The 23,530-nt window shown below is 70.3% G+C and carries 27 protein-coding genes; 25 read left to right on the plus strand and 2 right to left on the minus strand.

The features are described from left to right. Position 1 precedes the first annotated feature (1 nt). Entirely contained in the window at positions 2-1,390 is a 1,389-nt protein-coding gene (locus tag QQX04_RS11090; RefSeq protein ID WP_301129165.1) for a hypothetical protein, read from the minus strand. Between the two features lie 142 nt (positions 1,391-1,532). Between QQX04_RS11090 and QQX04_RS11095 the strand changes: the two genes are divergently transcribed. The 11 genes from QQX04_RS11095 (at position 1,533) to QQX04_RS11145 (ending at position 13,865) form a co-directional block, all read left to right on the plus strand. After that, the gene (locus QQX04_RS11095) at positions 1,533-1,949 is read left to right on the plus strand and encodes a hypothetical protein (protein ID WP_301129167.1); all 417 of its coding nucleotides are present in this window, start codon (positions 1,533-1,535) and stop codon (positions 1,947-1,949) included. A 36-nt stretch (positions 1,950-1,985) separates the two neighbouring features. Further along, positions 1,986-3,086, plus strand: coding sequence for a signal recognition particle-docking protein FtsY (gene ftsY / locus QQX04_RS11100; protein ID WP_301129168.1), 1,101 nt, complete (start codon positions 1,986-1,988; stop codon positions 3,084-3,086). A gap of 235 nt (positions 3,087-3,321) precedes the next feature. Then, positions 3,322-4,575, plus strand: coding sequence for an ammonium transporter (locus QQX04_RS11105; protein ID WP_301129170.1), 1,254 nt, complete (start codon positions 3,322-3,324; stop codon positions 4,573-4,575). A 3-nt stretch (positions 4,576-4,578) separates the two neighbouring features. After that, positions 4,579-4,917 carry a P-II family nitrogen regulator gene (locus QQX04_RS11110; protein WP_042215355.1) on the plus strand — a complete coding sequence of 113 codons (339 nt, stop codon included), beginning with the start codon at positions 4,579-4,581 and terminating at the stop codon, positions 4,915-4,917. A gap of 16 nt (positions 4,918-4,933) precedes the next feature. Beyond that, positions 4,934-6,727 carry a [protein-PII] uridylyltransferase family protein gene (locus QQX04_RS11115; protein WP_301129172.1) on the plus strand — a complete coding sequence of 598 codons (1,794 nt, stop codon included), beginning with the start codon at positions 4,934-4,936 and terminating at the stop codon, positions 6,725-6,727. Between the two features lie 35 nt (positions 6,728-6,762). Continuing rightward, entirely contained in the window at positions 6,763-8,361 is a 1,599-nt protein-coding gene (gene ffh / locus QQX04_RS11120; protein ID WP_301129173.1) for a signal recognition particle protein, read from the plus strand. A 4-nt stretch (positions 8,362-8,365) separates the two neighbouring features. Further along, a complete protein-coding gene (locus QQX04_RS11125) occupies positions 8,366-9,478 on the plus strand; it encodes an amidohydrolase family protein (RefSeq protein WP_301129175.1) in 1,113 nt (370 codons plus the stop codon). A 123-nt stretch (positions 9,479-9,601) separates the two neighbouring features. After that, positions 9,602-10,975 (plus strand): ferredoxin reductase family protein, encoded by a 1,374-nt coding sequence (locus QQX04_RS11130; RefSeq protein ID WP_301129177.1) that lies wholly within the window; start codon positions 9,602-9,604, stop codon positions 10,973-10,975. A gap of 40 nt (positions 10,976-11,015) precedes the next feature. Further along, the gene (locus QQX04_RS11135) at positions 11,016-11,492 is read left to right on the plus strand and encodes an FMN-binding protein (RefSeq protein WP_301129178.1); all 477 of its coding nucleotides are present in this window, start codon (positions 11,016-11,018) and stop codon (positions 11,490-11,492) included. Between the two features lie 4 nt (positions 11,493-11,496). Next, positions 11,497-12,327 carry an FAD:protein FMN transferase gene (locus QQX04_RS11140; RefSeq protein WP_301129180.1) on the plus strand — a complete coding sequence of 277 codons (831 nt, stop codon included), beginning with the start codon at positions 11,497-11,499 and terminating at the stop codon, positions 12,325-12,327. A gap of 110 nt (positions 12,328-12,437) precedes the next feature. After that, a complete protein-coding gene (locus tag QQX04_RS11145; RefSeq protein ID WP_301129182.1) occupies positions 12,438-13,865 on the plus strand; it encodes a ferredoxin reductase family protein in 1,428 nt (475 codons plus the stop codon). On the opposite strand, the gene QQX04_RS11150 is transcribed toward QQX04_RS11145, so the two are convergent. Beyond that, positions 13,832-14,305 (minus strand): hypothetical protein, encoded by a 474-nt coding sequence (locus QQX04_RS11150; protein ID WP_301129184.1) that lies wholly within the window; start codon positions 14,303-14,305, stop codon positions 13,832-13,834. The genes QQX04_RS11145 and QQX04_RS11150 overlap by 34 nt on opposite strands. 28 nt (positions 14,306-14,333) lie before the next feature. Between QQX04_RS11150 and QQX04_RS11155 the strand changes: the two genes are divergently transcribed. From QQX04_RS11155 to QQX04_RS11220, 14 genes are all read left to right on the plus strand, one after another. Next, positions 14,334-14,567 carry an FMN-binding protein gene (locus QQX04_RS11155; protein ID WP_301129186.1) on the plus strand — a complete coding sequence of 78 codons (234 nt, stop codon included), beginning with the start codon at positions 14,334-14,336 and terminating at the stop codon, positions 14,565-14,567. Between the two features lie 85 nt (positions 14,568-14,652). Further along, complete coding sequence (locus QQX04_RS11160; RefSeq protein WP_301129187.1) at positions 14,653-15,213, plus strand: FMN-binding protein; 561 nt, start codon at positions 14,653-14,655, stop codon at positions 15,211-15,213. Then, positions 15,213-15,968 carry an FAD:protein FMN transferase gene (locus QQX04_RS11165; protein ID WP_301129298.1) on the plus strand — a complete coding sequence of 252 codons (756 nt, stop codon included), beginning with the start codon at positions 15,213-15,215 and terminating at the stop codon, positions 15,966-15,968. The genes QQX04_RS11160 and QQX04_RS11165 overlap by 1 nt, the downstream gene beginning before the upstream one ends. Before the next feature lie 179 nt (positions 15,969-16,147). After that, positions 16,148-16,615: a 30S ribosomal protein S16 gene (rpsP, locus tag QQX04_RS11170; RefSeq protein WP_301129189.1), complete on the plus strand. Its 468-nt coding sequence runs from the start codon at positions 16,148-16,150 to the stop codon at positions 16,613-16,615. Positions 16,616-16,618: 3 nt separating this feature from the next. Next, positions 16,619-16,849 carry a KH domain-containing protein gene (locus QQX04_RS11175; protein ID WP_301129191.1) on the plus strand — a complete coding sequence of 77 codons (231 nt, stop codon included), beginning with the start codon at positions 16,619-16,621 and terminating at the stop codon, positions 16,847-16,849. Positions 16,850-16,853: 4 nt separating this feature from the next. Beyond that, a complete protein-coding gene (locus QQX04_RS11180; RefSeq protein ID WP_301129192.1) occupies positions 16,854-17,387 on the plus strand; it encodes a hypothetical protein in 534 nt (177 codons plus the stop codon). Between the two features lie 65 nt (positions 17,388-17,452). Further along, a complete protein-coding gene (gene rimM / locus QQX04_RS11185; RefSeq protein WP_301129194.1) occupies positions 17,453-17,992 on the plus strand; it encodes a ribosome maturation factor RimM in 540 nt (179 codons plus the stop codon). A 1-nt stretch (position 17,993) separates the two neighbouring features. Next, on the plus strand, positions 17,994-18,716 hold the full coding sequence (gene trmD, locus QQX04_RS11190; RefSeq protein WP_301129196.1) for a tRNA (guanosine(37)-N1)-methyltransferase TrmD: 723 nt from the start codon (positions 17,994-17,996) through the stop codon (positions 18,714-18,716). Positions 18,717-18,894: 178 nt separating this feature from the next. Beyond that, entirely contained in the window at positions 18,895-19,242 is a 348-nt protein-coding gene (gene rplS / locus QQX04_RS11195) for a 50S ribosomal protein L19 (protein WP_301129198.1), read from the plus strand. Positions 19,243-19,352: 110 nt separating this feature from the next. Beyond that, the gene (gene lepB, locus QQX04_RS11200) at positions 19,353-19,958 is read left to right on the plus strand and encodes a signal peptidase I (protein WP_301129200.1); all 606 of its coding nucleotides are present in this window, start codon (positions 19,353-19,355) and stop codon (positions 19,956-19,958) included. A gap of 4 nt (positions 19,959-19,962) precedes the next feature. After that, positions 19,963-20,658, plus strand: a complete 696-nt coding sequence (gene rnhB / locus QQX04_RS11205; RefSeq protein WP_301129205.1) for a ribonuclease HII — start codon at positions 19,963-19,965, stop codon at positions 20,656-20,658. Between the two features lie 58 nt (positions 20,659-20,716). After that, positions 20,717-21,046, plus strand: a complete 330-nt coding sequence (locus QQX04_RS11210; protein ID WP_301129207.1) for a DUF2469 domain-containing protein — start codon at positions 20,717-20,719, stop codon at positions 21,044-21,046. Between the two features lie 77 nt (positions 21,047-21,123). After that, on the plus strand, positions 21,124-21,777 hold the full coding sequence (locus QQX04_RS11215; RefSeq protein WP_301129209.1) for a TetR/AcrR family transcriptional regulator: 654 nt from the start codon (positions 21,124-21,126) through the stop codon (positions 21,775-21,777). Between the two features lie 32 nt (positions 21,778-21,809). Further along, positions 21,810-23,453, plus strand: coding sequence for an MDR family MFS transporter (locus QQX04_RS11220; protein WP_301129211.1), 1,644 nt, complete (start codon positions 21,810-21,812; stop codon positions 23,451-23,453). Positions 23,454-23,530: the final 77 nt, after the last annotated feature.

The following is a 23,530-nucleotide window of genomic DNA, read 5'->3' on the forward strand; positions in this document are numbered from 1 at the left end:
GTCAGGACGCCGCGGTCACCCGCAGGTCGTAGTCGGCCGCCGCGCCTCCGAAGTAGGTGGTGACGGCGATCAGCAGCCGGCCCTCCGGGAACACGCGGTCGAGCGCAGGGTCGGTCTCGGCGAGCGACGAGGCGTCGGGAGCGCTGTCGGCCCACGCGACCCGTCGCGGCTCCCCGTCGACGAACTGCACCACCTCGAGCACCAGGTCCTGGTCGCCGAGCGTCGCCACCTCCATCAGCAGCCGCTGCTGCTCGGGGTTGTCGAGGCACAGGTACTGCACCTCGCCCTCGAGCGTCAGCGCCTCTCCGACGGCGATTCCGGGTGCGACCTCGCACTCGGCCTCCGTGACGTCCGCGATGACGGTGCTGACCTCGCCGGTGCGCATGACCGAGCCCGCGGGCCCCGCGTAGAGCCTGACGGCGCCGGGGTCCTCCCCGAACCACGCCGAGACCGACACCAGGTAGGAGCCCTCCTCGAGGTCGATCGTGAGCTCGGGGTCGTAGCCGAAGGCGTCGTCGTTGCTCCTGAGTACGCGCGCGGCGCCGTCCTCGTCGAACCGCGCGATGCTCAGCAGCAGATCCGGTCCGCCCTCGTCTGGCAGCGCGTCGCCGAGCGACTCGGCGCCGGCGACAAGGAACGTCGGCTCCGTGAGGTCGAGGCAGAAGTAGGGGACCTCTCCGTCCGCCTCCACCTCGCCCGCATCGGTCACCAGCGGCACGGAGTCGCCGCACTGCGTCTGCGAGGGTCCCGTGATCGCCTCGGTGTCCTCCAGCTCCGGCGCCGCGGGAAGCGCGGAGCCGTACACGAGGTACGGCGGCGGGTCGGAGCCGTCGAGCGCGGTCACGTAGCCGACGTAGGCGCCGGGGCTGACGATCGCGGTCACCATCGGGTCGAGCCCGAGCGTGCTGTCGGCGGATCCGAGCGCCATGCCGTCGACGGTCTCGAGCCTCAGCGCGAGATCCTCACCCTCCTGGAGGGCGGCGGCGCCCACGGTCAGCTCGGAGCGCTCCGTCACGATCAGGCACACAGGGCCGTCCGGCTGGACCGCCTGTCCGTCGAGCGCCAGCACCTGCGCCTCGACCGGCCCACAGTCCTGCGCAGGCGAGGAGGAGGGCTCGGATGCGGCGTCGTCCCCTCCCAGGCCGGTCAGCGCCCAGCCTGCGAAGCCGGCAGCGGCGATCAGGAGCGCCGCCGCGCCGACGTAGACTATGGTGCGGACGCGAGACGACGATGCCCCGGCGTCGTCGTGGGCTCCAGCCGAGCTGTCAGCCGCGTCGTCGCCTCGGCCCTCCGGTCGCGCAGCGCCCGGACCCTGCTGAGCGAGCTCCTCACCTGTGCCAGCCCCGTCGGGCCGGTCGTCGCGCGAGTCAGGGGCGTCCGGGTCCGTCATGGGGGGAGCGTAACCCGCTCCTCACGCGTTGACGTCCGTGGAGGGCCCGGAATGTCCTAGCTCGTCCCGGTTTGCCTGAACGTCCGGTTCGGGTGATCCTGTAGCCCGCAACACCCTGGAATCGAGAGGACTCGACTGCACTGTGATCTCCTTCAGCGACATGGAAGGCGCACTGATCCCCGCGATCGTGCTCTCGGTGATCATCATCCTGGCCGCCGCGCTCTCCGAGGGGCGCGGTCTGTACCTGCTCACGATCCTGCTCGGCGGGCGGGACCGCGCCGAGCTGCGCCAGACGATGCTCGGCGATGACGTGCCTCGCGAGGTCAGCGACTGGAACCTCGTCGGCCGGCTCGACTCGCCGACCCGCGAGGAGGACGGTGAGCACGTGCCCGGCCTCCGCGACGTGGTCGCTCTCAAGGACCGCCTGCCCGAGGTGCGCGAGCACCTTCCCGAGCTCAAGGGCCACCTTCCCCAGGTCAGCTTCACCGAGCTCCCCGGCATCCGGGGGCTCCGTGAGCCCGCCGAGATCGAGCCGGTGGGCGAGCCCGCGAGCCGCTGACGTCCCGACCCCTCGACCGTCTGACACACTGACTCCGTGGACGTCTCGTGGATTCCTGGAAGCGCTGATCTTGTCGTCGTGATCGTCGCCGTGGCGGCGGTCGCAGGTGGAGCCTTCGCGGCGCTGCGTCGGGGCAAGGGGCCCGACGAGCGTGCAGGAGGGCCGTCGGCCCCCACGGAGAGGCCCGCGGCCCCTGAGGCCCCCGCCAAGGCGAAGCCCGCCGGGCCGGAGGACCCCGGATCGCGGCTGGCGCGACTCCGCTCACGGCTGTCGGGCGGGCTCGGCAGCTCGCTGCTGTCGATCTTCTCGCGCGGCTCGCTGAGCGCGGAGGACTGGGAGGAGCTCGAGGAGACGCTGCTCGCGGCGGACGTGGGCGCAGCCTCGACGGACATCCTTCTCGAGGACCTCAAGGCGCGCCTCAAGGCGAGCCCCGACGCGGAGCCGATCTCGCTCCTGCGCGAGGCGCTTCTCGACGTGGTGGACCCGACCCTCGACCGCTCTCTCGCCCTGGAGCCGCAGGATGGCGTGCCTGCGACCGCCGTCGTCGTCGGCGTCAACGGCGTCGGCAAGACCACCACCGTGGGCAAGCTCGCGCGCGTCCTCGTCGCGGAGGGCAGCAGCGTCGTGCTCGGCGCCGCCGACACGTTCCGTGCCGCCGCAGCGGATCAGCTCGAGACCTGGGGCTCCCGCGTCGGCGTGCCCGTGGTGCGCTCCGATCGCGAGGGCGCCGACCCTGCCTCGGTCGCCTTCGAGGCCGCGCAGAAGGGCAAGGACGACGGCGCTGACGTCGTGCTCGTGGACACCGCGGGCCGTCTGCAGAACAAGGCCGGGCTCATGGATGAGCTCGGCAAGATCGTGCGCGTCGTGTCCAAGGTGAGCCCTCCGAGCGAGGTGCTGCTCGTGCTCGACGCCACCACGGGCCAGAACGGTCTCACGCAGGCGCGGGTGTTCGGCGAGGTCGCGCCCCTCACGGGCATCGTCCTGACCAAGCTCGACGGCACGGCCCGCGGCGGGATCGTCGTCGCTGTCCAGCGGGAGCTCGGCGTGCCCGTGAAGTTCATCGGCCTGGGTGAGGGCGAGGACGATCTCGCGCCGTTCGACGCGGAGCAGTTCGTCGATGGGCTGCTCGGCCGCTAGCGCCGGCCGCCTCGGCACGCGGTGCCTCGAGCCGGAGCTCGGAAGCGGCGGGTTCCCTCCGTTTGGGGGAGTGGACACGACAGTCATCTCATCTGGCGGAACCGGCAACACACCTTTTACGCGGTCGCGCTTCATGTAACAGCCCTGAAACACAGGTGCAGTTCAGGTGTAACAGAACTGCGGAAGGGTCTCTCTTGACTAGCCGAAGGGTTAGCGAAAGGGAGAAGCAGAAACAATGGATAGCCCAAACGTTGCGTGGCTCCTGACTTCAGCCTCGCTCGTGCTGCTGATGACGCCTGGTCTGGCGTTCTTCTACGGCGGCATGTCGCGCAAGAAGTCGGTCCTGAACATGATGATGATGTCCTTCAGCTCCATCGGAGTTGTCGGCGTGCTGTGGGTCCTCGTCGGATTCTCGGTCTCCGCCGGTGACACCGTGGGTGGCTGGTTCGGCAACCCCGGCTCGGACTTCGGCATGCAGTCGATCTTCCAGTCCGGCGTTGACGCCACCGAGCTCGATGGCTCCGAGTTCGACCTGATCCTCGCGGCCTTCGGCGCCACCTTCGCGATCATCACGGTCGCGCTGATCTCGGGTGCCGTCGCCGACCGCATGAAGTTCTCCGCCTGGCTGGTCTTCTCCGCCCTGTGGGCCGTGCTGGTCTACTCCCCGGTCTCGCACTGGGTCTGGGGCGGCGGCCTCCTCTCGTCGGACTACCTGTTCGCCGACATGACCGCTCCGCAGGACATCGCGGGTGGAACAGTGGTCCATATCAATGCCGGTATCGCAGCGCTCGTCCTCGCGCTGCTGCTCGGCACGCGCAAGGGCTTCGGCAAGGAGCCGATGCGTCCGCACAACCTCACCCTGGTGATGCTCGGTGCCGCCCTCCTGTGGTTCGGCTGGTTCGGGTTCAACGCCGGTTCGTGGTGGGAGGCTGACGTCTTCGCCGCTCAGATCTGGCTCAACACCCTCGTCGCCACCTGCGCCGGTATGCTCGGCTGGCTCCTCACGGAGAAGATCCGCGACGGCAAGCCCACCTCGCTGGGTGCCGCCTCGGGTGTCGTCGCCGGTCTCGTCGCGATCACCCCCGCCGGTCTGTCGGTCTCGCCGCTCGGCGCGATCGTCCTCGGTACCATCGCCGGTATCCTCTCGGCCCTCGCGGTCGGCCTGAAGTACAAGCTCGGCTACGACGACTCGCTCGACGTCGTCGGCGTCCACCTGGTCTCCGGCCTCTGGGGCACCATCGCCGTCGGCCTCTTCGCCACGGACGTCAACGCCTTCGGTGACGCTGGTCTGTTCTACGGTGGCGGCGCAAGCCTCCTCGTGTCGCAGATCATCGCCGCGGCCATCGTCATGGTGTACTCGGGTGTGATGACCCTGATCATCGGTCTGGCCATCAAGTACACGATCGGTCTGCGCGTGCCGGAGGAGGTCGAGGTCTCTGGCATCGACCTCGCCGAGCACGGTGAGACCGCTTACGAGGAGGCTGTGTAAACCATGAAGCTCGTGACCGCAATCATCCAGCCGCACCGCGTCGACGAGGTCCGCGCAGCCCTTGAGGCTGCCGGCGTCAAGGGCGTGACCGTCTCGGAGGCAGCCGGCTACGGCCGCCAGAAGGGACACACCGAGGTCTACCGCGGTGCTGAGTACACCGTCGACCTGGTCCCCAAGACCCGTCTTGAGGTCCTCGTCGACGACGCCGACGCCGCCACCGTGACCGAGGCGATCGTCTCGGCCGCGCAGACCGGCAAGATCGGTGACGGCAAGGTCTGGGTCGTCCCGGTGGACGACGTGGCCCGTGTCCGCACCGGCGAGCACGGCGCGGACGCTCTGTAAGGAGCACGTTCGAACTATGCCGAGCCGGAACGGCCAGTTCCACGAAGGCTCGGACGCTGAGGTCCCGCATCCCGAGGGGGTGCGGGACCTCAAGCGTCTGAGGCGTGACCTGGCTGAGACTCTGTACCGGGAGGGGGCGCCCGGGAAGCATCGACGCAGGACCTTGTCCGACCTCGTCGTCCAGGCGCTCGCCGCGCACTGGGACGAGGCATCTGGGGGAATCGTCGAAGGGGCCGCCCTGGGGGCCGTCGGATCGTTGGGCCGCGGGGACGCGGGCCCGTTCTCCGACCTGGACGTCGTGCTCATCCACGACGGCAGGACCCTCAAGTCGACCGAGGTCGCGGACCTCGCGCAGCGCCTCTGGTACCCGATCTGGGACGCCGGGCTCGAGCTCGACTACTCGTCGAGATCGCTCACCGAGGTGCGCCAGGTCGCGTCGAAGGACCTCGCTGCGGCCTCCGGGCTGCTGGACCTGCGCCCGATCGCGGGCGACAAGGAGCTTGCCAAGCAGGCTCGCGCGCTGATCTATCAGGACTGGCGCGCTGCGGCTCGCAAGCGGCTGCCCGAGCTGCTGGCGGCTTCGCGCGCACGGGCGGAGCGCCACGGCGAGCTCGCCTACCTGATCGAGCCGAACCTCAAGGAGTCGCGCGGAGGCCTGCGCGACCTCGTCAGCCTCACGGGCCTGTCCGCCACGTGGCTGACCGACCGCCCGCATGGCGCGGTGGACGACGCAGGCGCGCATGTGATGGACGTGCGCGACGCGATCCAGATGCACCTGGGGCGTACACAGAACGTGCTTGGACGCCACATCGGTGAGGAGGTGGCCGAGGCGATGGGCTTCGGCGACCCCGACGACCTGCTCGCCTCGCTGGCCGAGGCCGGACGCGAGATCGCGTACGCGCTCGACATGACGGAGCGCGGCGCGCGGCGCTCGCTCGAGCGCTCCGGGGTCGGCTCGCGTGCCTTCCTCGCGCGGCGCCGGGCGCGTGCCCCGCGCCACACGGTGGTCGCCGAGGGGCTGATCGACGTCGACGGAGAGCTTGCCCTCGCGCCGGGGCACGACGCGGCCAAGGACGCGTTGCTGCCGTTGCGTGCCGCGGCCACCGCAGCCACGACCGGTCTCACGATCACGCCCACGCTTCTCGAGACGCTGCAACGGTGCCCCGACCTGCCGGTACCGTGGCCGCCCGAGGCGCGCGAGTACCTCCGGGAGCTCCTCCGAGGATCCGCGCACCTGATCGCCGTCTGGGAGGCGATCGATCTGGCGGGGCTCGTCGTGCGTGCGCTTCCCGAGTGGGAGGGGGTGCGCAACCGACCGCAGCGCAGCCCCATCCACCGCTTCACGGTGGACCGGCACATGGTGGAGTCTGTGGTGCTCGCCGCCAAGGCACGCCGCTACGAGGTGGACCACGACCTGTTGAGGCTCACGCTGCTGGTCCACGACATCGGCAAGCGTCCTGGCGCGACCGACCACTCCGTGGACGGCGCCGCGCTCATCCCCGGCATCGCGGCACGGATGGGTCTCGAGGAGGGGATCGCCGCGGACATGGAGCTGCTGGTCCGCCAGCACCTCACTCTCGCCGACCTCGCGACCACGGCCGATCCGGACGACCCGGAGACGGTCGAACGGCTCCTGGTCGCGGTGGATGGTCGTCTCGACCTGCTCGACACCCTGCGCGCGCTCACTGAATGCGATGCCAAGGCCGCCGGTCCCAAGGCATGGACACAGTGGCGGGAGCAGCTCGTCCAGACCCTGTACGTCAAGGCGCGCGCTGTGCTGATCGAGAAGGGCGGTCCCACCGGCGGGTAGGCTGGTGCGCCTGAGACACGCCTGAAGGGACACCTGTGTTCGCCAACCTCTCCGACCGCCTCACTGAGACCTTCAAGAGCCTGCGCGGCAAGGGCAGGCTCTCGGAGGCGGACATCGACGGCACCATCCGGGAGATCCGTCGCGCCCTGCTCGACGCCGACGTCGCCGTGCCCGTGGTGCGCGCCTTCACGGCCGCGATCCGTGAGCGCGCGCTCGGCGCCGAGGTGTCGCAGGCGCTCAACCCCGGCCAGCAGGTCGTCAAGATCGTTCACGAGGAGCTCATCGAGGTCCTCGGAGGTGAGCAGCGCCCGCTGCGGTTCGCCAAGCACGGCCCGACCGTGATCATGCTCGCCGGTCTCCAGGGTGCGGGAAAGACGACCTTCGCCGGCAAGCTCGCGGCCCACCTCAAGTCCCAGGGCCAGACGCCGCTGCTCGTGGCGGCAGACCTGCAGCGCCCGAACGCCGTCACTCAGCTGAAGGTCGTCGGAGAGCGTGCAGGTGTGCCCGTGTTCGCGCCGGAGGCGGGCGTCACCCGCGAGGATGAGCGTCCGCGCGGCAACCCCGTCAAGGTCGCGAAGAAGGGCCTCAAGGAGGCTCAGGACAAGCAGCACACGGTCGTCATCGTCGACACCGCCGGACGCCTGGGCGTGGACGCCGAGCTCATGAAGCAGGCGGCGGACATCCGCAAGGCTGTCGACCCCGACGAGGTCCTGTTCGTCATCGACGCGATGATCGGTCAGGACGCCGTCGCCACCGCGCAGGCGTTCCAGGAGGGCGTGGACTTCACCGGCGTCGTCCTGTCGAAGCTCGACGGTGACGCTCGCGGTGGTGCCGCGCTGTCCGTCGCGCAGGTCACGGGTCGCCCGATCATGTTCGCGTCCGTGGGCGAGAAGCTCGAGGACATCGAGGTCTTCCACCCCGACCGCATGGCGTCGCGCATCCTCGACATGGGCGACATCATGACGCTCATCGAGCAGGCCGAGCAGAAGTTCGACCAGGCCGAGGCCGAGCGCATGGCCGGCAAGATGCAGCGCGGCGAGGACTTCACGTTCACCGACTTCCTCGCGCAGATGCAGCAGCTCAAGAACATGGGCTCCATGAAGAAGATGCTCGGCATGCTGCCGGGCATGGGGGCCATGCGCGATCAGATCGAGAACCTCGATGAGAAGGAGCTCGTCCGCACCGAGGCGATCATCCAGTCCATGACGCCGCTCGAGCGCGACAACCCGAAGGTGCTGAACGGCTCCCGCCGGTCCCGCATCGCGGCGGGCTCGGGCATGACGGTCGCGGACGTGAACTCGCTGGTCAAGCGGTTCGAGGATGCGCAGCGCATGATGAAGGCGATGGCCAAGGGCGGCGGCATGCCCGGCATGGGCGGCGCGCCCGGCGCCTTCGGCGGGCTCCCCGGCGGCAAGAAGTCCAAGGGCAAGCAGGCACCGCAGCGCAAGGTCAAGGGCAAGTCCGGCAACCCCGCGAAGCGTGCACAGCAGGAGCAGGCGGCGCGTTCACGGGCCGCGGGGGAGAAGCCTGCGGCGCCCGCGGGCTCGGCCTTCGGTCTCGGCGGCGGCCAGCAGCAGCCGAACGTGGACCCGAACGAGATCCCGGCAGACCTCGCGAAGTACCTCAAGAGGTAGCCGCGTGGCTCCCGTCGTCCCCGACGCCGCTCTCGGCGTCACGCACCTGACCGGCCCCGTGCTGGTCGGGGACGACGAGGTGCGCGACGAGGGCTGGGTGGTCGACGGACGCATGACCTACGCGCCGCCCGTGGACAGGCCCGTCGACGCGGTGCTCGACGGCGTCGTCGTTCCCGGCCTGGTGGACGTGCACTGCCACGTGGGGCTCGACAGCGGGGGAGCGGTCGACCGCGAGCTCGCCCTCAAGCAGGCGCACCAGGACCGTGACGCGGGCACGCTGCTCATCCGTGACGCAGGCTCCCCGACGGACACCGAGTTCGTCCACGGCGTGCTCGACGCCCCCAGGCTCATCAGGGCGGGGCGCTTCATCGCCCGCCCCAAGCGCTACCTGCGCCACTACGCGCGCGAGATCGAGGTGGACGACCTGCCGCGAGTCATGGCGGAGGAGGCCCGCAAGGGTGACGGCTGGGTGAAGATCATCGCGGACTGGATCGACCGGGACGCCGGCGACCTGACGCCGCTGTGGCCCGCGAAGGTGCTCAAGCAGGGCATCAGGGCGGCGCACGACGAGGGCGCCAGGGTGACCGCCCACACGTTCGCCACCGAGTCTCTCGACGCCCTGATCGACGGAGGCATCGACTGCCTCGAGCACGGCACCGGCATGACGCAGGAGCACATGGAGACGGCGGCCGAGCTGGGGATCCCCGTCGTGCCCACGCTGCTGCAGGTCGAGAACTTCCCCGGTTTCGCCGCGCAGGGCGCGGAGCGCTTCCCCGTGTACTCGGCGCGCATGTCCCGCATGTACGCGCGACGCAAGGAGCAGGTGCAGGCGCTGCACGCGGCAGGCGTCCAGCTCCTCGTCGGCACGGACGCGGGCGGCACGATCGGGCACGGGGTGCTGCCGGACGAGGCCGCGCTGATCGTCGACGCAGGCATCCCTGCCGCCGACGTCGTCGCCGCCGCCTCGTGGCGGGCGCGAGCGTTCCTGGGAGTGCCGTCGCTCGGTGAGGGCGCGTCGGCCGACCTCGTCGTGTATCCCACGGATCCACGCATCGACATCGCTGCGCTGAGATCTCCGGCGCACGTCATGCTGCGCGGCGTGCGGGTCGCGCCGTAGCGCCCCACTCCTGAGGGACGTCTGAGGGTGGGCGCCTGGATCTTGCGGGAACAGAACCCCGCACAGGAGAGTTGATCCGACAACCGCACGGCACCCGCGCCCGGCGCGGAAGGGGAGAGAACCATGTCGGCCACCACTGCACGGCCCACGACCGCGCACCATCGCGTCCGTGCCTCGGCACGGCGGGGCTGGTGGGCCGACGGACTCGAGGCGGCGATCTGGTTCGCCGCGGCGATCGGCGTCGCGCTCATGCTGCACGCGGGCGGCCTCCTCGTCACCGCGCCGATCGACTACCTGTACACGGCGGGTCGCGCATTCGGCATCGTCGCGACCGTCCTGATGCTCGCGCAGGTGCTGCTCGTCTCGCGTGCGCCGTGGGTCGAAGGGGCGCTCGGGCACGACCGTGCGGCCTCGCTGCACTCGCGCGCGGGCAAGTGGGCGATCATCCTCATGCTCACCCACGCGGCGGTGATCGTCTCCATGACCGGCTACTACGACGGCAGGTCGCCCTTCGCCGAGTCGCTCGCGCTGTTCTCTCAGGCCTGGTACCTCGCGGCCGCGCAGATCGCTCTCGTGCTCTTCCTGGTGGTTCTTGCGCTCTCGCTCGCGATCGTGCGCAACCGGTGGCGCTACGAGCGGTGGCACACCGTCCACCTCATCGTCTACCTCGCGGTGGCGGCGGCGGTGCCGCATCAGTTCCTCGAGGGCTCCACCTTCCGCGGCGGGGACCCCGCCACCTGGTACTGGCTCGCGCTCTACGTGGTCGCGTTCGGCTCGCTGCTCGGCTACCGCGTGCTGCGGCCGCTCGTGCGGCTGCGTCGCCACGACCCGCGGGTCGCCGCGGTGCGCACGCTCCCGGACGGATCGACCGACATCCTCGTGTCCGGCCGCGGTCTCGAGGCGCTCCGCGCCCAGCCCGGCCAGTTCCTGCTGTGGCGCTTCATGGACTCGCGGCGCTGGCGCGAGGCGCACCCGTTCTCGCTGTCCGCGGCTCCCAGGGACGACGCGCTTCGCCTCACCGTCAAGCCATCCGGCGACTTCTCGGGGGAGCTGTCCGAGCTGAAGGTCGGCACGCGCGTGATGCTCGAGGGCCCGCTCGGAGTGTTCACCGACCGCTCCCGGTGCCGACGCGGAACTGTCCTCGTCGCCGCGGGCATCGGCGTCACGCCCGTGAGATCCATGCTGGAGGCCATGCCTGCCGACGAGCCGTGCACGGTGATCGTGCGCATCCGCTCGGGCGAGGAGGCGCCGCTGCTCGACGAGGTGCGGGACCTGGCCGCGGGCATCGGCGCAGAGCTGCACGTCCTTGAGGGTCCGCGCGGCGCCTCGTGGGCTCCGGCGGGAACGGACGTGTCGTTGTCCGCGCTGGTGCGCGACCTGCACGATCGTGACGTCTTCGTGTGCGGTCCCGTGCCCTGGGCCGACCAGGTCGAGCGGGACGCCAGGGCCGCAGGGGTCGCCGCCGAGGCGATCCATCGCGAGAGGTTCGGATGGTGAGCGCAGGAATGACCGACGTGACAGCACAGGAGGCAGGCGCATGAGGGCCAGCAGGACCGCAGTCGTCGTGGCGGGCTCCGCGGCGATCCTCGGCGTGGGCTATGCCACGGCGCCCAAGGATCTCCCGACGCTCGATCTGGCGGAGCCAGGGGACTCGGGATCAGGGGACGCCGGCTCCGGCGAGGCCACCGACCCGGGCGATACCGCGGATGCTGGCGGTGGCGGTTCCGCAGGCAGCGGCAGCGGGACCTTCGACGGTCCCGTCGTCACCAACATCCGTGGCGACTTCCAGGCGCGCATCGTCGTCGAGGGAGGCACGGTGGTGAGCGTCGAGGCGCTTGCCGCGGGCACGAGCGCGGCCGAGTCGCAGATCATCAACTCCGAGGCGATCCCCGCCCTGACGCAGAGGGTGCTCGAGGCGCAGGACTGGGACGTCGACGCCTACTCGGGCGCCTCCTACACGTCCCCTGGCTTCCTCGAGTCGGTGCAGGGGGCCTTCGAGGAGGCAGGGCTGTGAACCGGTGAGCTCCTCCGTCGACGACGAGCTCGTGTGGACCATCCATGTGATGGCGATGCCGTTCACGGTCCGCATGCGCGGCGTCCCCGACCGCGACGTCGCGGAGCGCGCGGTCCGTGCCTTCGCGGACGACCTCGCCGACGCGGACCTGCTCTTCTCCCTCTGGCGGCCCGACACCCCCATGGCGCAGGTCGCGCTCGGGACGGGCTCGGTCGAGGACGCGCCGCGGGAGATCCGCGAGGTCCTTGCGCTCGCGGAGGAGTGGCGGGCGCACACCGGAGGGGCCTTCGATGCGCGGCTGCGCCGACGCGCCGCTGCCCGGCTGCCCGTGGAGTACCCGGAGGGGGCGCCGGATCCCACCGGAATCGTGAAGACATGGGCCGTCGCGCGCGCGCTCGCTCACCTCGAAGAGGCCGCAGCGCGCTCATGGATGGTCGACGCCGCGGGTGACGTGTGCGTCGGCGGCGAGGGCGTCTGGACCGTCGGCATCGCGGACCCCACGCTCGTCGGAGACCCGCACGGCTCCCGACCCGTGGGCGCGGTCGGGCTCGGCCACCCCGCTCGGGCGATGGCGACCTCGGGCGTCGCTCAAGCGCGGGACCACGTGTGGGATCCGGAGACAGGCGAGCCCGCGCGCCACTATCTGCAGGTCACTGTCGTCGGCGACGACCTGATCGCCTGCGATGCGTGGGCCACCGCGATCGTCGCCGGCGGGCCTCGGACGCTCGCATCAGCCGTCGAGCACGGCGTCGCGGCGCTCGCGATCACGGCGGAGCGGTCGGGCGGCGGCTTCGAGGCTGTGGTGACTCCTGCCTGGCCCGACGAGGACGCATAGTCGCGGATCCTCGGCTTCCTCCCGCCTTGCTCTGAGGGCGCTCTCAGATTGGCGCGGAACGATCGTGTCATGAGGCCGGTCAGGAGGGCTGCCGGCATGAAGGGATCCTCATGACCGTCACCGCGCAGTCGCCGCGAGCCGGAGCCGCCACGCAGGAGCGCCGGCAGCCGCTCGCCGTACCCGGCGCCGCGATGCTCGACCTCCCCACCCCCGCGTCGGCCGACCGCCGCAGCCGCGGCGCCGACCTTCTACAGGCATCGGTGTGGCTCGCCGCGGTCGCAGGGATCGCGTTCATGATCCAGTCCGGCGCGTTCCTCGATGCCGGCGTCTGGGGCTGGCTCTCGATGATCTCGCGCGCGCTCGGCATCGTCGCGGCCGTCATGATGCTCGCGCAGCTGCTGCTCGCCTCCCGCGCGCCGTGGATCGACCGCGTGATCGGGCACGACAAGGCGATCATGCTCCACACGGAGTATGGGGTGACCTCGGTGGTCGTCATGCTTCTGCACGTCGGGACGGTGGCCGTCGTCGATGCGCAGCTCGCCGGGTCGAACCCTGCCTCCCAGCTGCTCGCGTACTGGAGCTACGACTGGTTCATGGCCTGGGCCCTCGTCTCGCTTGCCGCGATCCTCGTGGTCCTCGTCACCTCCTTCGCGTCGGCCCGGGCCAGGATCCCGTACCACCGCTGGCATGCTGTCCACCTGCTGAGCTACGTCGGCATCGCGCTCGCCGTGCCGCACCAGTTCCTGCAGGGCGCGACGTTCCGGAGCATGGGCGTCGCCTGGTACTTCTGGTTCGTGCTGTGGGCAGGCGCCGGCTCGGCCTTCCTCCTCTGGCGCGTCGTGAAGCCGATCCTGGTGAACAGGCGCCAACGTCTGCGGGTCGACGCGGTGCGCCGGGAGAGCGACGGGTCGGTCACGATCACGCTCGGGGGCGCGGCGATCCCGAGGATGGGCGCCCAGGCGGGCCAGTTCATCAACGTCGCCTTCGGACGTGCTGCCTTCCTGAAGGAGATGCACCCGTACTCGCTGTCGGCGGCTCCCGGCGAGACGCTCCGCATCACCGTGAAGCCGTTGGGCGATGCCTCCTCCGCACTCGTGGACCTGACCCCCGGCACGGCCGCCTGGATCGAGGGTCCGCTCGGGATCTTCACCCATGAGCAGCGCACCGGCCGCGACCTGCTCCTGGTGGGCGCGGGCATCGGGGTCACGCCGCTGCGTTCCCTGCTCGAGGACGCTCCCGCCTACGGAGCCATCTCGGTGGTGGTGCGTGGACGCTCGCGCGAGGAGGTGCCGCTGATCGACGAGATCGAGCACCTGTCGGCCCTGCGAGGCGCACGCTATGCGGCGCTGCTGGGCGGCCGCGGCAGCACCTGGGGCACCAAGGCACGTCCCGTCACCCTCGTCGGCGCCGTCGCGCGCCCGGGCGACACGGACCTGTACATCTGCGGCCCCGTCGCCTGGGGGCGCCAGGTCGAGGCCGACGCCCGCGCGGCGGGCATCCCTGCTCACGCGATCCATCGCGAGGAGTTCGCCTGGTAGGGCGAGAAGGAGACCCCCATGAAGACTTCACGCGCTTTCGCCGTCGGCGGTGCCGCGGCCGCGATGCTCGCCACCGGGTGGACCCTGGCGCCGCGCGCCACGACCCCCACGCTCTCCGCCACCTCCCGGACCGACGCGTCCCTCAGCCTGGTAGAGGAGGCCTCCGCGCTCTCACGGACGGCCGCTCCGGAGGCCTCGACCTCCGCCGCGCCCTCCCTGACCGCCTCCCCGACGCCATCGGCGTCCTTGACCAGCGCCGCAGAGCCATCCGCGGTCAGCACGCCCAAGCCGACGACGACCAAGACGAGCACGCCGAAGCCGACGACGACGAAGACGAGCACGCCGAAGCCGACGACGACGAAGACGAGCACGCCGAAGCCGACGACGACGAAGACGAGCACGCCCAAGCCGGCGCCCGCCAAGCCCAGCGGGACCTTCACCGGCGGCGCGGTTCAGACCAGGTACGGCGTGTATCAGGTGTCCATCACCGTCGCCGACGGCAAGGTCACGAACGTCGCGATGGTGCAGAACGGGCTCTCCGATGAGGAGTCCATGCAGATCAAGTCGAAGGCGATCCCCACTCTCATCAGCCAGGTGCTCAGCTCCCAGAGCCCCAAGGTCAGCTACGTCTCCGGGGCGAGCTACACGTCCCAGGGATTCGCCTCCTCGGTGTCCAGCGCATTCACGAAGGCGGGACTGTGAGCCCTGCCCGACTGACGATCCGACAGACGCGCGGCCCCCGCGCCGCCGCACACGACCTCCCCCTCGCAGGGAGAAGGAGCATCACATGAAGACCTCACGAGCATTCGCCGTCGGAGGTGCCGCCGCCGCGATCCTCACCGCAGGCTGGGCGCTCACGCCGAAGGACGCGGAGGCGACCTCGTTCTCCGCCTCCTCCAGCACGGGGGCGGCCTCCGACCAGTCCTCGTCCGCGACGGACGGCTCCGCCTCGGACTCCGCGGACGCCTCGGAAGGCGACGCGTCGTCCAGCGCGGAGGCCTCCGCTGAAGCTTCCGCGACGACCGAGTCGTCGACCTCGGACATGGCCGCCGACGGCGCGGCCGACTCGAACGACGGCACCTACACCGGCAGCGCCGTCCAGACGCGCTACGGCGTCTACCAGGTGGAGATCACTGTCGCCGGCGGTCAGGTCACCGACGTCGCGCTTGTCCAGGAGGGCGCGAACGACCGCGAGTCTCAGCAGATCAAGTCGCGCTCGCTGCCGCAGCTGATCCAGGAGGTCCTCTCCACCCAGAGCTCCGACATCTCCTACATCTCGGGTGCGAGCTACACGTCCGACGGGTTCGCGCGCTCCGTCGCCGACGCGTTCGACCAGGCGGGCCTGTGATGATCGCTGCGGCGCACGCGATGGCCATGGAGTTCACGCTCCACGTGGACGACGGCGTGGACCGCGCGGCGCTCGCGAGCACCATGAGCCACGTGGAGAGCGACCTTCGCTGGGCCGACGCCGTGTTCTCCACCTTCTCGGAGACGTCGTGGATCTCGCGGCTCTCACGGGGCGAGACCACCGTGGCGGACTGCCCTCCCGCGGTCGAGCAGGTGCTCGACCTGTGCGCGCACTACAAGGGCGCGACTCGCGGAGCGTTCGACGCCCTCAGCCCCGACGGAGCCATCGACCCCACAGGGATCGTCAAGACGTGGGCCATGGAGCGGGTGCGCTGGAGGCTCGACGACCTTCCCGCCGCGGGCTGGCTGTGGGGATGCGCGGGCGACGCCGTCGTCTCCGGGATCGGGCCCGACGAAGGACGGACCTGGCGCGTCGGCATCGCGCACCCGGAGCACAGGTTCCAGTCGGTGGGCGCGGTGACGCTCGGGGGAGAGCACACCGCGATCGCGACCTCCGGGACGACGGTGCACGGAGGGCACATCTGGGCTCCAGGAGGCGAGGCGCCGGCATACGTCCAGGCGAGCGTGGTCGGCACCGACCTCGTCGAGTGCGACGCATGGGCGACCGCTATCGTGGCAGGCGGCGAGCCGGTCGCGCTCGCCGCCCAGGAGCACGGGATGGACGTGCTCGCGCTGCGCATGGTCGACGGCAGGATCGTCGCGGAACGCTCGCCCGGCTGGGACTGGGCCGCCTGAGCGGGCCCACCGCGGCACCGAGGTGCGCGGTCGCGTCCCCGCGTATCCATCTGGCATACTTGGTCGCTGGCATGCGTGGCCCTCTACCCGCGCACGCTATTCGTCTTGTCAGGCAGGACCCTCGTGATTCCCCGAGGCGACTGACCCGGCTCACACCGAATGAAGAAGGAGCACACAGCATGGCTGTGAAGATTCGCCTCAAGCGCTTCGGCAAGAAGCGCTCCCCGTTCTACCGCGTGGTCGTCATGGACTCGCGCACCAAGCGCGATGGCCGTGCCATCGAGGAGATCGGCAAGTACCACCCCACCGAGGAGCCCTCGGTCATCGAGATCGACTCGGAGCGCGCCCAGTACTGGCTCTCCGTCGGCGCCCAGCCGACCGAGCAGGTCGCGGCCCTCCTGAAGCTCACCGGCGACTGGGGCACCTTCAAGGGCGAGAAGGGTGCCAAGAGCACCGTCAAGGTCGCCGAGGGCAAGGCCTCCGCCGAGGACGCCATCAAGGCGCACGCGGACGCCGCGGAGAAGGCCAAGGCCGACGCCGCCGCCAAGAAGGAGGAGGCCGCCAAGGCCGCCGCCGCTGAGGCAGAGGCCGCTGAGGCCCCCGCCGAGGAGGCCGCTCCCGAGGCCGCCGAGTCCGAGGAGAAGTAAGCGATGGTCCTCGACGCCCTGGAGTTCCTTGTCCGCAGCATCGTCCGCAACCCGGACGACGTGCGCGTCACCGAGCGCTCGGGGCGTCGAGGCACCACCCTCAACGTGGTCGTCCACCCGGACGACCTTCCCCGCGTGATCGGCCGTCGTGGCCGCACCGCGCAGGCGATCCGCACCGTGGTCGACGCGGTGTCGCGCGACGACGTGCGGGTCAACATCGTCGACGTCGCCTGACCGGGTGGCCTTCGACCTCACTCTTCATGCGCAGCGGCCCTCGCCCGCGCGCCTGATCCTTCCGGCCGTCGGCTCCGCCTTCATGGCGGGCCTGACGGTCGTGACCATCTCCGACGCCCTCGCAGGCTCCGCCTCGGGCGTCGGCATCGGCCTCACGCTCGTGATGATGACCGCCACCGCGTGGCTCGTCCGAGACCTGCTCAAGCTGCTGGGCGTCGTACCGGCGGCCCGCATCGAGCTCTCAGACGACTCGCTGTCCGTCCGTTCCGCGATGTTCGGTCTCAACGGGCGGCGACGCACACTCGCGCTCGGCCAGACGATCCGCATGGATGTGCTCAGGCAGCCGTCGCTCTTCCTCGGGGCCACCGGTCTCTACCGGCTGTCCCAGCAGGACGTCCAGGTCACGATCGTGGCCCCGGGCATGGTGCGGGACGAGGACCTTGAGGCTCTCCTCGAGAGGCTCGCGGAGTCCGGAACGCGAGTCGACCTGATCGAGCACCGCTCCCGACGCGAGGGCGGACCCGGACCGTCGCGCTGACCGCAGGCCCTCGTCGGTCTCGCGCACAGTCCTTCCCTTCCCGTCACGGCCCTAGGCTTGATCCCATGGATGTCACCGTCGCCCGCATCGGGAAGGCCCACGGACTCAAGGGCGAGGTGTCGGTCGAGCTGCGTACCGACATCCCCGAGCAGCGCCTCGTCGCAGGCGCGGCGTTCGCGACCGATCCGGTCGAGGCGGGGCCGCTCACCGTGGTGCGCACGCGGGTGCAGGCGGGACGTTGGTACGTGCAGTTCGACGAGATCCGGGACCGCGACGCTGCCGAGGCCGCGCGCGGGGTCTCGCTCGTCGTGGACGCCGACGAGGACGACGAGGAGGACGCGTGGTTCGTCCACGAGCTCGTCGGCCTCACCGCCGTGCGGGAGGACGGTGCGGAGATCGGGCGCGTCGTCGACCTCCAGCCCATGCCGGCCCAGGACCTGCTGGTCGTGAAGCAGCCGGGTGGGCACCGCGCCCTGATCCCGTTCGTCGCCGACTTCGTGGTGGAGGTCGATGTGGAGGGCGGACGCGTCGTCCTGGATCCGCCCCACGGTCTGCTCGCGGGCGAGGAGCCCGAGAGCACCGGCGAGACGGCCGGGGAGGGCTGACATGCGCGTCGACGTCGTGACGATCTTCCCCGAGTTCTTCCAGGTGCTCGACGTGTCCCTCCTCGGCAAGGCGCGCCAGGCGGAGCTCGTGGAGACCCATGTGCACCAGCTGCGCGACTGGGCGGCGTTCAAGGCCGACGGCACCCCCGACGCGCACCGCACGGTGGACGATGCGCCGTTCGGCGGGGGCGCGGGCATGGTGATGAAGCCCGATGTCTGGGGCAAGGCGCTCGACGAGGTGCTGCAGCCCGGCGGCGTCCTCGTGATCCCGAGCCCTGCAGGCGTTCCGTTCACCCAGGCGCTCGCCGCCGACCTCTCCACGGAGCCGCAGCTCGTGTTCGCGTGCGGCCGCTACGAGGGCATCGATGCCCGCGTCGCCGAGCACTACGCGTCGGTCGGCTATCGAGTGCTCGAGGTGAGCCTGGGCGACTACGTCCTCAACGGGGGAGAGGTCGCGGCCTTCGCCATGATCGAGGCCGTCACGCGGCTGATCCCCGGGTTCATGGGCAACGCCGAGTCGATCGTCGAGGAGTCGCACTCCGATGGCCTGCTCGAGTATCCGTCGTACACGCGGCCGGCCTCGTGGCGCGGGCACGACGTCCCGCCGGTGCTGCTCAGCGGACATCACGGCAAGGTCGCGCAGTGGCGTCGCGAGCAGCAGCTCGCCCGCACCCGCGAGCGGCGGCCGGATCTGCTCGCCGCTGACGAGCAGGACACGCCCTGACGCATCGCCCCATGCGTGGTCGCATCCGTCGGGATGTGGCAGAATAGTGCGTCGGCGCGTCCGGCGCTCTCGCCTGCCACAGGGGGCGGAGCAACGGTCCGGTACGCGGCACCAACCTTACGTAGCCTTCGGGCAGAACCGCATGGTGACCTGTGGCATGTGCGAGGAGTAGAACGTCATGCAGAAGCTTGACTCGGTCGTCTCGGGCCAGATCCGCGACGACATCCCGGACTTCCGCGCCGGTGACACCGTCAACGTCCACGTGAAGGTCGTCGAGGGCAACCGCTCGCGTGTCCAGGTCTTCAAGGGCGTCGTGATCGCGCGTCACGGCAAGGGCATCGGCGAGACCTTCACGGTCCGCAAGATCTCGTTCGGTGTGGGTGTGGAGCGTAAGTTCCCCATCAACGCGCCGACCATCGAGAAGCTCGAGGTCGTCACCCGCGGTGACGTCCGTCGCGCCAAGCTCTACTACCTGCGCGGCCTGCGCGGTAAGGCTGCTCGCATCCGCGAGAAGCGCGAGAGCTAATCATCAGCGATTCCACGCAGACGCCGGCGGGCGGGGCACAGTCCCCGTCCGCCGGCGCTCGTGTATGGAGCTGGATCAAGGAGCTCGGCATCATCGCCATCGCGGCGCTCGTGCTGTCCCTGATCATCAAGACGTTCTTCTTCCAGTCCTTCTGGATCCCGTCCGGGTCGATGCATCCCACCCTGCTCGAGGGCGATCGCATCCTCGTGACGAAGTGGCGTCCGGGCCCGCTTGAGCTCCGCCAGGGCGACGTGGTGGTCTTCAAGGACCCGGGTGGCTGGCTGAACGGCGCAGAGTCGGTCGAGGCCACGGGGGCGCAGAGGGTCGTTCAGGACGTCCTCCAGTTCGTCGGGCTGCTTCCCGAGGATGCGGGCGAGCACCTGGTCAAGCGCGTCATCGGGCTCCCGGGTGACACCGTCGAATGCACGTCCGCCGAAGGCCCGCTGATGCTCAACGGTGTCGCGCTCGAGGAGGACTTCATCGCGGAGGGCTCGCAGCCGTGCGGCGCCGAGTTCTCGGTGACCGTCCCCGAGAACAGCCTGTGGGTCATGGGGGACAACCGCGACAACTCCGCCGACTCCCGCGCCCACATGGGCCTGCCGGGCGGTGGGACCATCCCGATGAGCTCGGTCGTGGGCACGGCCTTCGTGACGTTGTGGCCCATCGACCACTGGGGTGGCATCGGCAACCCCCTCGTCGACAGCGGCCAGGCCTGACCCCATGCGGTACACGGTGTCGCTCGAGCATGAGCGCGCGCTCTGGGATGCGGGCGCGCGCGTGGTCGCCGGGATCGACGAGGTGGGGCGTGGCGCTCTCGCCGGCCCCGTGAGCGTCGGCGTGTGCGCACTCGAGCGTCGCAAGGACTGGCCCGAGGGGCTTGCCGACTCGAAGGAGCTCACCCCGGCACGCCGCGAGGCGATGGCGGTCGCTCTCGCCGGGTTCGGAGTCGCCCGTGCCGTCGGTCATGCGGACGCGAGCGAGATCGACGAGCATGGGATCGTCGGCGCGCTGAGGCTCGCGGGGCTCAGGGCGATGTCGACGCTCACTCGCCAGGGAGTCGTGGTGGACGCCGTGCTTCTGGACGGCACCCATGACTGGCTCACGCCGCCCGCGGCGGATCTGTTCGCGGCGGCGAGCGGGGATCCGATCCTCGCCCTGGTACCGGACGCGCCTCCGGTGCCTCCGGTGACGACCGTCGTGAAGGGCGATGGCCGCTGCGCGTCCATCGCGGCGGGCTCGGTGCTCGCGAAGGTCGAGCGCGATGCGCTCATGGCGGCCGCCGACGGCGATCACCCTGCGTACGGCTGGGGTCGCAACAAGGGATACGGCGCGCCCGTGCATCTCAAGGCGCTGCGCAAGCATGGTCCCAGCCCGCTGCACCGTCTCAGCTGGTCGTTGCCCGCGCGCGATCTCTGACTCGCCCGGGACACGCCGCGATGCGGCCGCACGCCCACGCATCCGTCACAATGGACGGGTGAGCAGCGAGGACCTGGAGAACTACGAGACCGAGGCGGAGCTGGCCCTCTACCGCGAGTATCGCGATGTGGTCGGCCTGTTCCAATACGTGGTCGAGACCGAGCGCCGGTTCTACCTGGCGAACAAGGTGGACCTGCAGGTGAAGGCGTCCGGCGGGGACATCTACTTCGAGGTGACGATGGCCGACGCCTGGGTGTGGGACGTGTACCGCTCCGCGCGGCTGGTCAAGAACGTGCGCGTCGTGACGTTCAAGGACGTCAACATCGAGGAGCTCGCTCACGACGATGATCAGACGATCCCTGACCTGAGGCAGCTGCGCGGCAGGTGATCGCCCCGCGGCCACGGAGGGACCCGCTCCCCGGACCGCATTGACTGCTCGTTGCAGAGACTGCAATGATGCAGAGCATGCACGAATCGACGTCGGTGGCGCCCGCGCGGGCCGAGGGCCTGCGCGAGCGCAAGCTTCGGGAGGCCAGAGTCGCCGCCCAGCGCGCCGCGGTGGAGCTGTGCCTCGAGCGCGGGCTCGACTCGGTGACCGTGGAGATGATCGCCGACCGCGCAGGGATCTCGCCTCGCACCTTCTACAACTACTTCGGCACGCGCGAGGCCGCCCTGCTGGGCGATGCCAAGCCCGAGCCGACGGAGGACCAGGTCGCGAGGTTCCTCGCGCGCGACGACGTGAGCGACGTCGAGGCGTTCGCGATCATGGTCGCGGAGGCCTGGGCCGCCTCGCAGCCGGACCAGGAGCTGTTCCTCCTGCGCCAGCGTCTCTACGAGGCCGAGCCGACGCTCGCGGCGGCCAACCTGTCGCGTGTCGGCGAGCATCGAGAGGCCCTTGCGATCATCGCGCGAGAGCGGGTCGCCCTGCGGCATCCGGAGCTCACCGAGCCTGACCTCACGCTCGAGGCCACGCTCACGGTCGCCCTCGCGATGGCCGCGGTGCAGACCGTCGGGCGCGCCTGGCTCGCCGACGGCAACGCGGATCTCACCCAGCTCGAGCAGCTCATCTCCGACCTGGTGCCTCGCGTGAGACGCCTCACCCAGACCCCTCGCGCCTGACGCGAGACCTCACACCCCGGGAGCCCCCACTCATGTCAGACAGCATCGCGTCTCACAGCACAGGCGCCACCGAGGCGCCCGACAGGCGGAGCATCCTGCTCGTCTTCGTCGGCCTCATGACGGCCATGCTCCTATCCGCGCTCGACCAGACCATCTTCTCGACTGCGCTTCCCACGATCGTCGGCGAGCTCGACGGCGTCGACCACATGCTGTGGGTGACGACGGCCTACATCCTCGCGGCGACCATCATGATGCCGGTCTACGGCAAGGTCGGCGACCTGATCGGGCGCAAGCCGCTGTTCATCGTCGCGATCACGCTGTTCATGATCGGCTCGATCGTGGGTGGCCTGTCGCAGGGGATGACGGAGCTGATCGTGGGGCGCGCCATCCAGGGCCTCGGTGGCGGAGGACTCATGATCCTGTCGCAGGCGATCATCGCCGACATCGTCCCTGCACGGGAGCGCGGGCGCTACATGGGGGTCATGGGCGGAGTGTTCGCCCTGGCCTCGGTCGTGGGGCCGCTGCTCGGCGGCTGGTTCACCGAGTCGGTGAGCTGGCGCTGGTGCATGTGGATCAACATCCCTCTGGGCGTGCTCGCGATCATCTCCGCGATCGTGTTCCTGCACCCGCCGCACACGGATCGGGCGAAGCCGCGACTCGACATCGCGGGCATGGTGCTGATCGCCGTCGCCTCCGCTGCGCTCGTGCTCTTCACGTCCTGGGGCGGCGGCCAGTACGACTGGAACTCGCCGGTGATCGTGTCCCTCATCGCCCTCACGGTGCTGGCAGGCGTCGCGTTCGTGCTCGTGGAGCGCCGCGCGGCCGAGCCGATCATGCCGCTCATGCTGTTCCGCCGCCGCAACTTCGTGCTCACCACGTCCGCCGGACTGCTCATGGGCATCGCGATGTTCGGCACGCTCGCGTACATGCCCACGTACCTGCAGATGGTGGCGCAGGTGGATGCGACGGTCGCGGGCCTTCTGATGATCCCGATGATGGGGACGATGCTGCCCACGTCGATCATCGTGGGACGCCGTGTCAGCGTCACCGGGCGCTACAAGGCGTTCCCCGCCGTCGGCGCGGTGGTGATCGCCGTCGCGATGTACCTGCTGTCCACCATGGCGTTCGATCAGCCGATCTGGCAGACGTGCCTCTACCTGGCGGTCTTCGGTGCGGGTCTCGGTCTGCAGATGCAGGTGCTGGTGCTGATCGTGCAGAACACGTTCCCTCTGAGCATGGTGGGGACTGCGACCGCGGCGAACAACTACTTCCGTCAGATCGGGGCCTCGCTCGGTGCGGCGGTGGTCGGCTCGATCTTCACGAGCAACCTCATCTCGCTGCTGACCGAGCGCATGCCCGGGGGAGCGTCGAGCCTTGGCGACGCGAACTCGATCACGCCGGGGGCGGTGCTCGACCTGCCGCAGGACATCCAGGACGTGATCGTGAGCTCGTACAACGATGCGCTGACCCCTGTGTTCCTCTACATCGTGCCGCTGTCGCTGCTGTCCCTCGCGCTGCTGCTGTTCGTGAAGGAGGTGCCGCTGCGCACCACTCTCGATCGCGAGCCGGCGATCGAGCCGTCGCACATGGACGGGCCCGACTACCTCGAGGACGAGCGGGACTCGCGGCAATCTGCTGGCACCTCGGGAGCGTCGGAGCGGGGCTCCGCGACCTGAGCCTGGCCTTCCGGGGAGGTGCATGCCTCCCCGGTGGGGTGAGGGGCGCTGGTCGGCGGCACCGCCTCGCGGCGCGG

The sequence above is a fragment of the Demequina zhanjiangensis genome (genome assembly GCF_030418315.1).
Lineage (GTDB): Bacteria > Actinomycetota > Actinomycetes > Actinomycetales > Demequinaceae > Demequina > Demequina zhanjiangensis.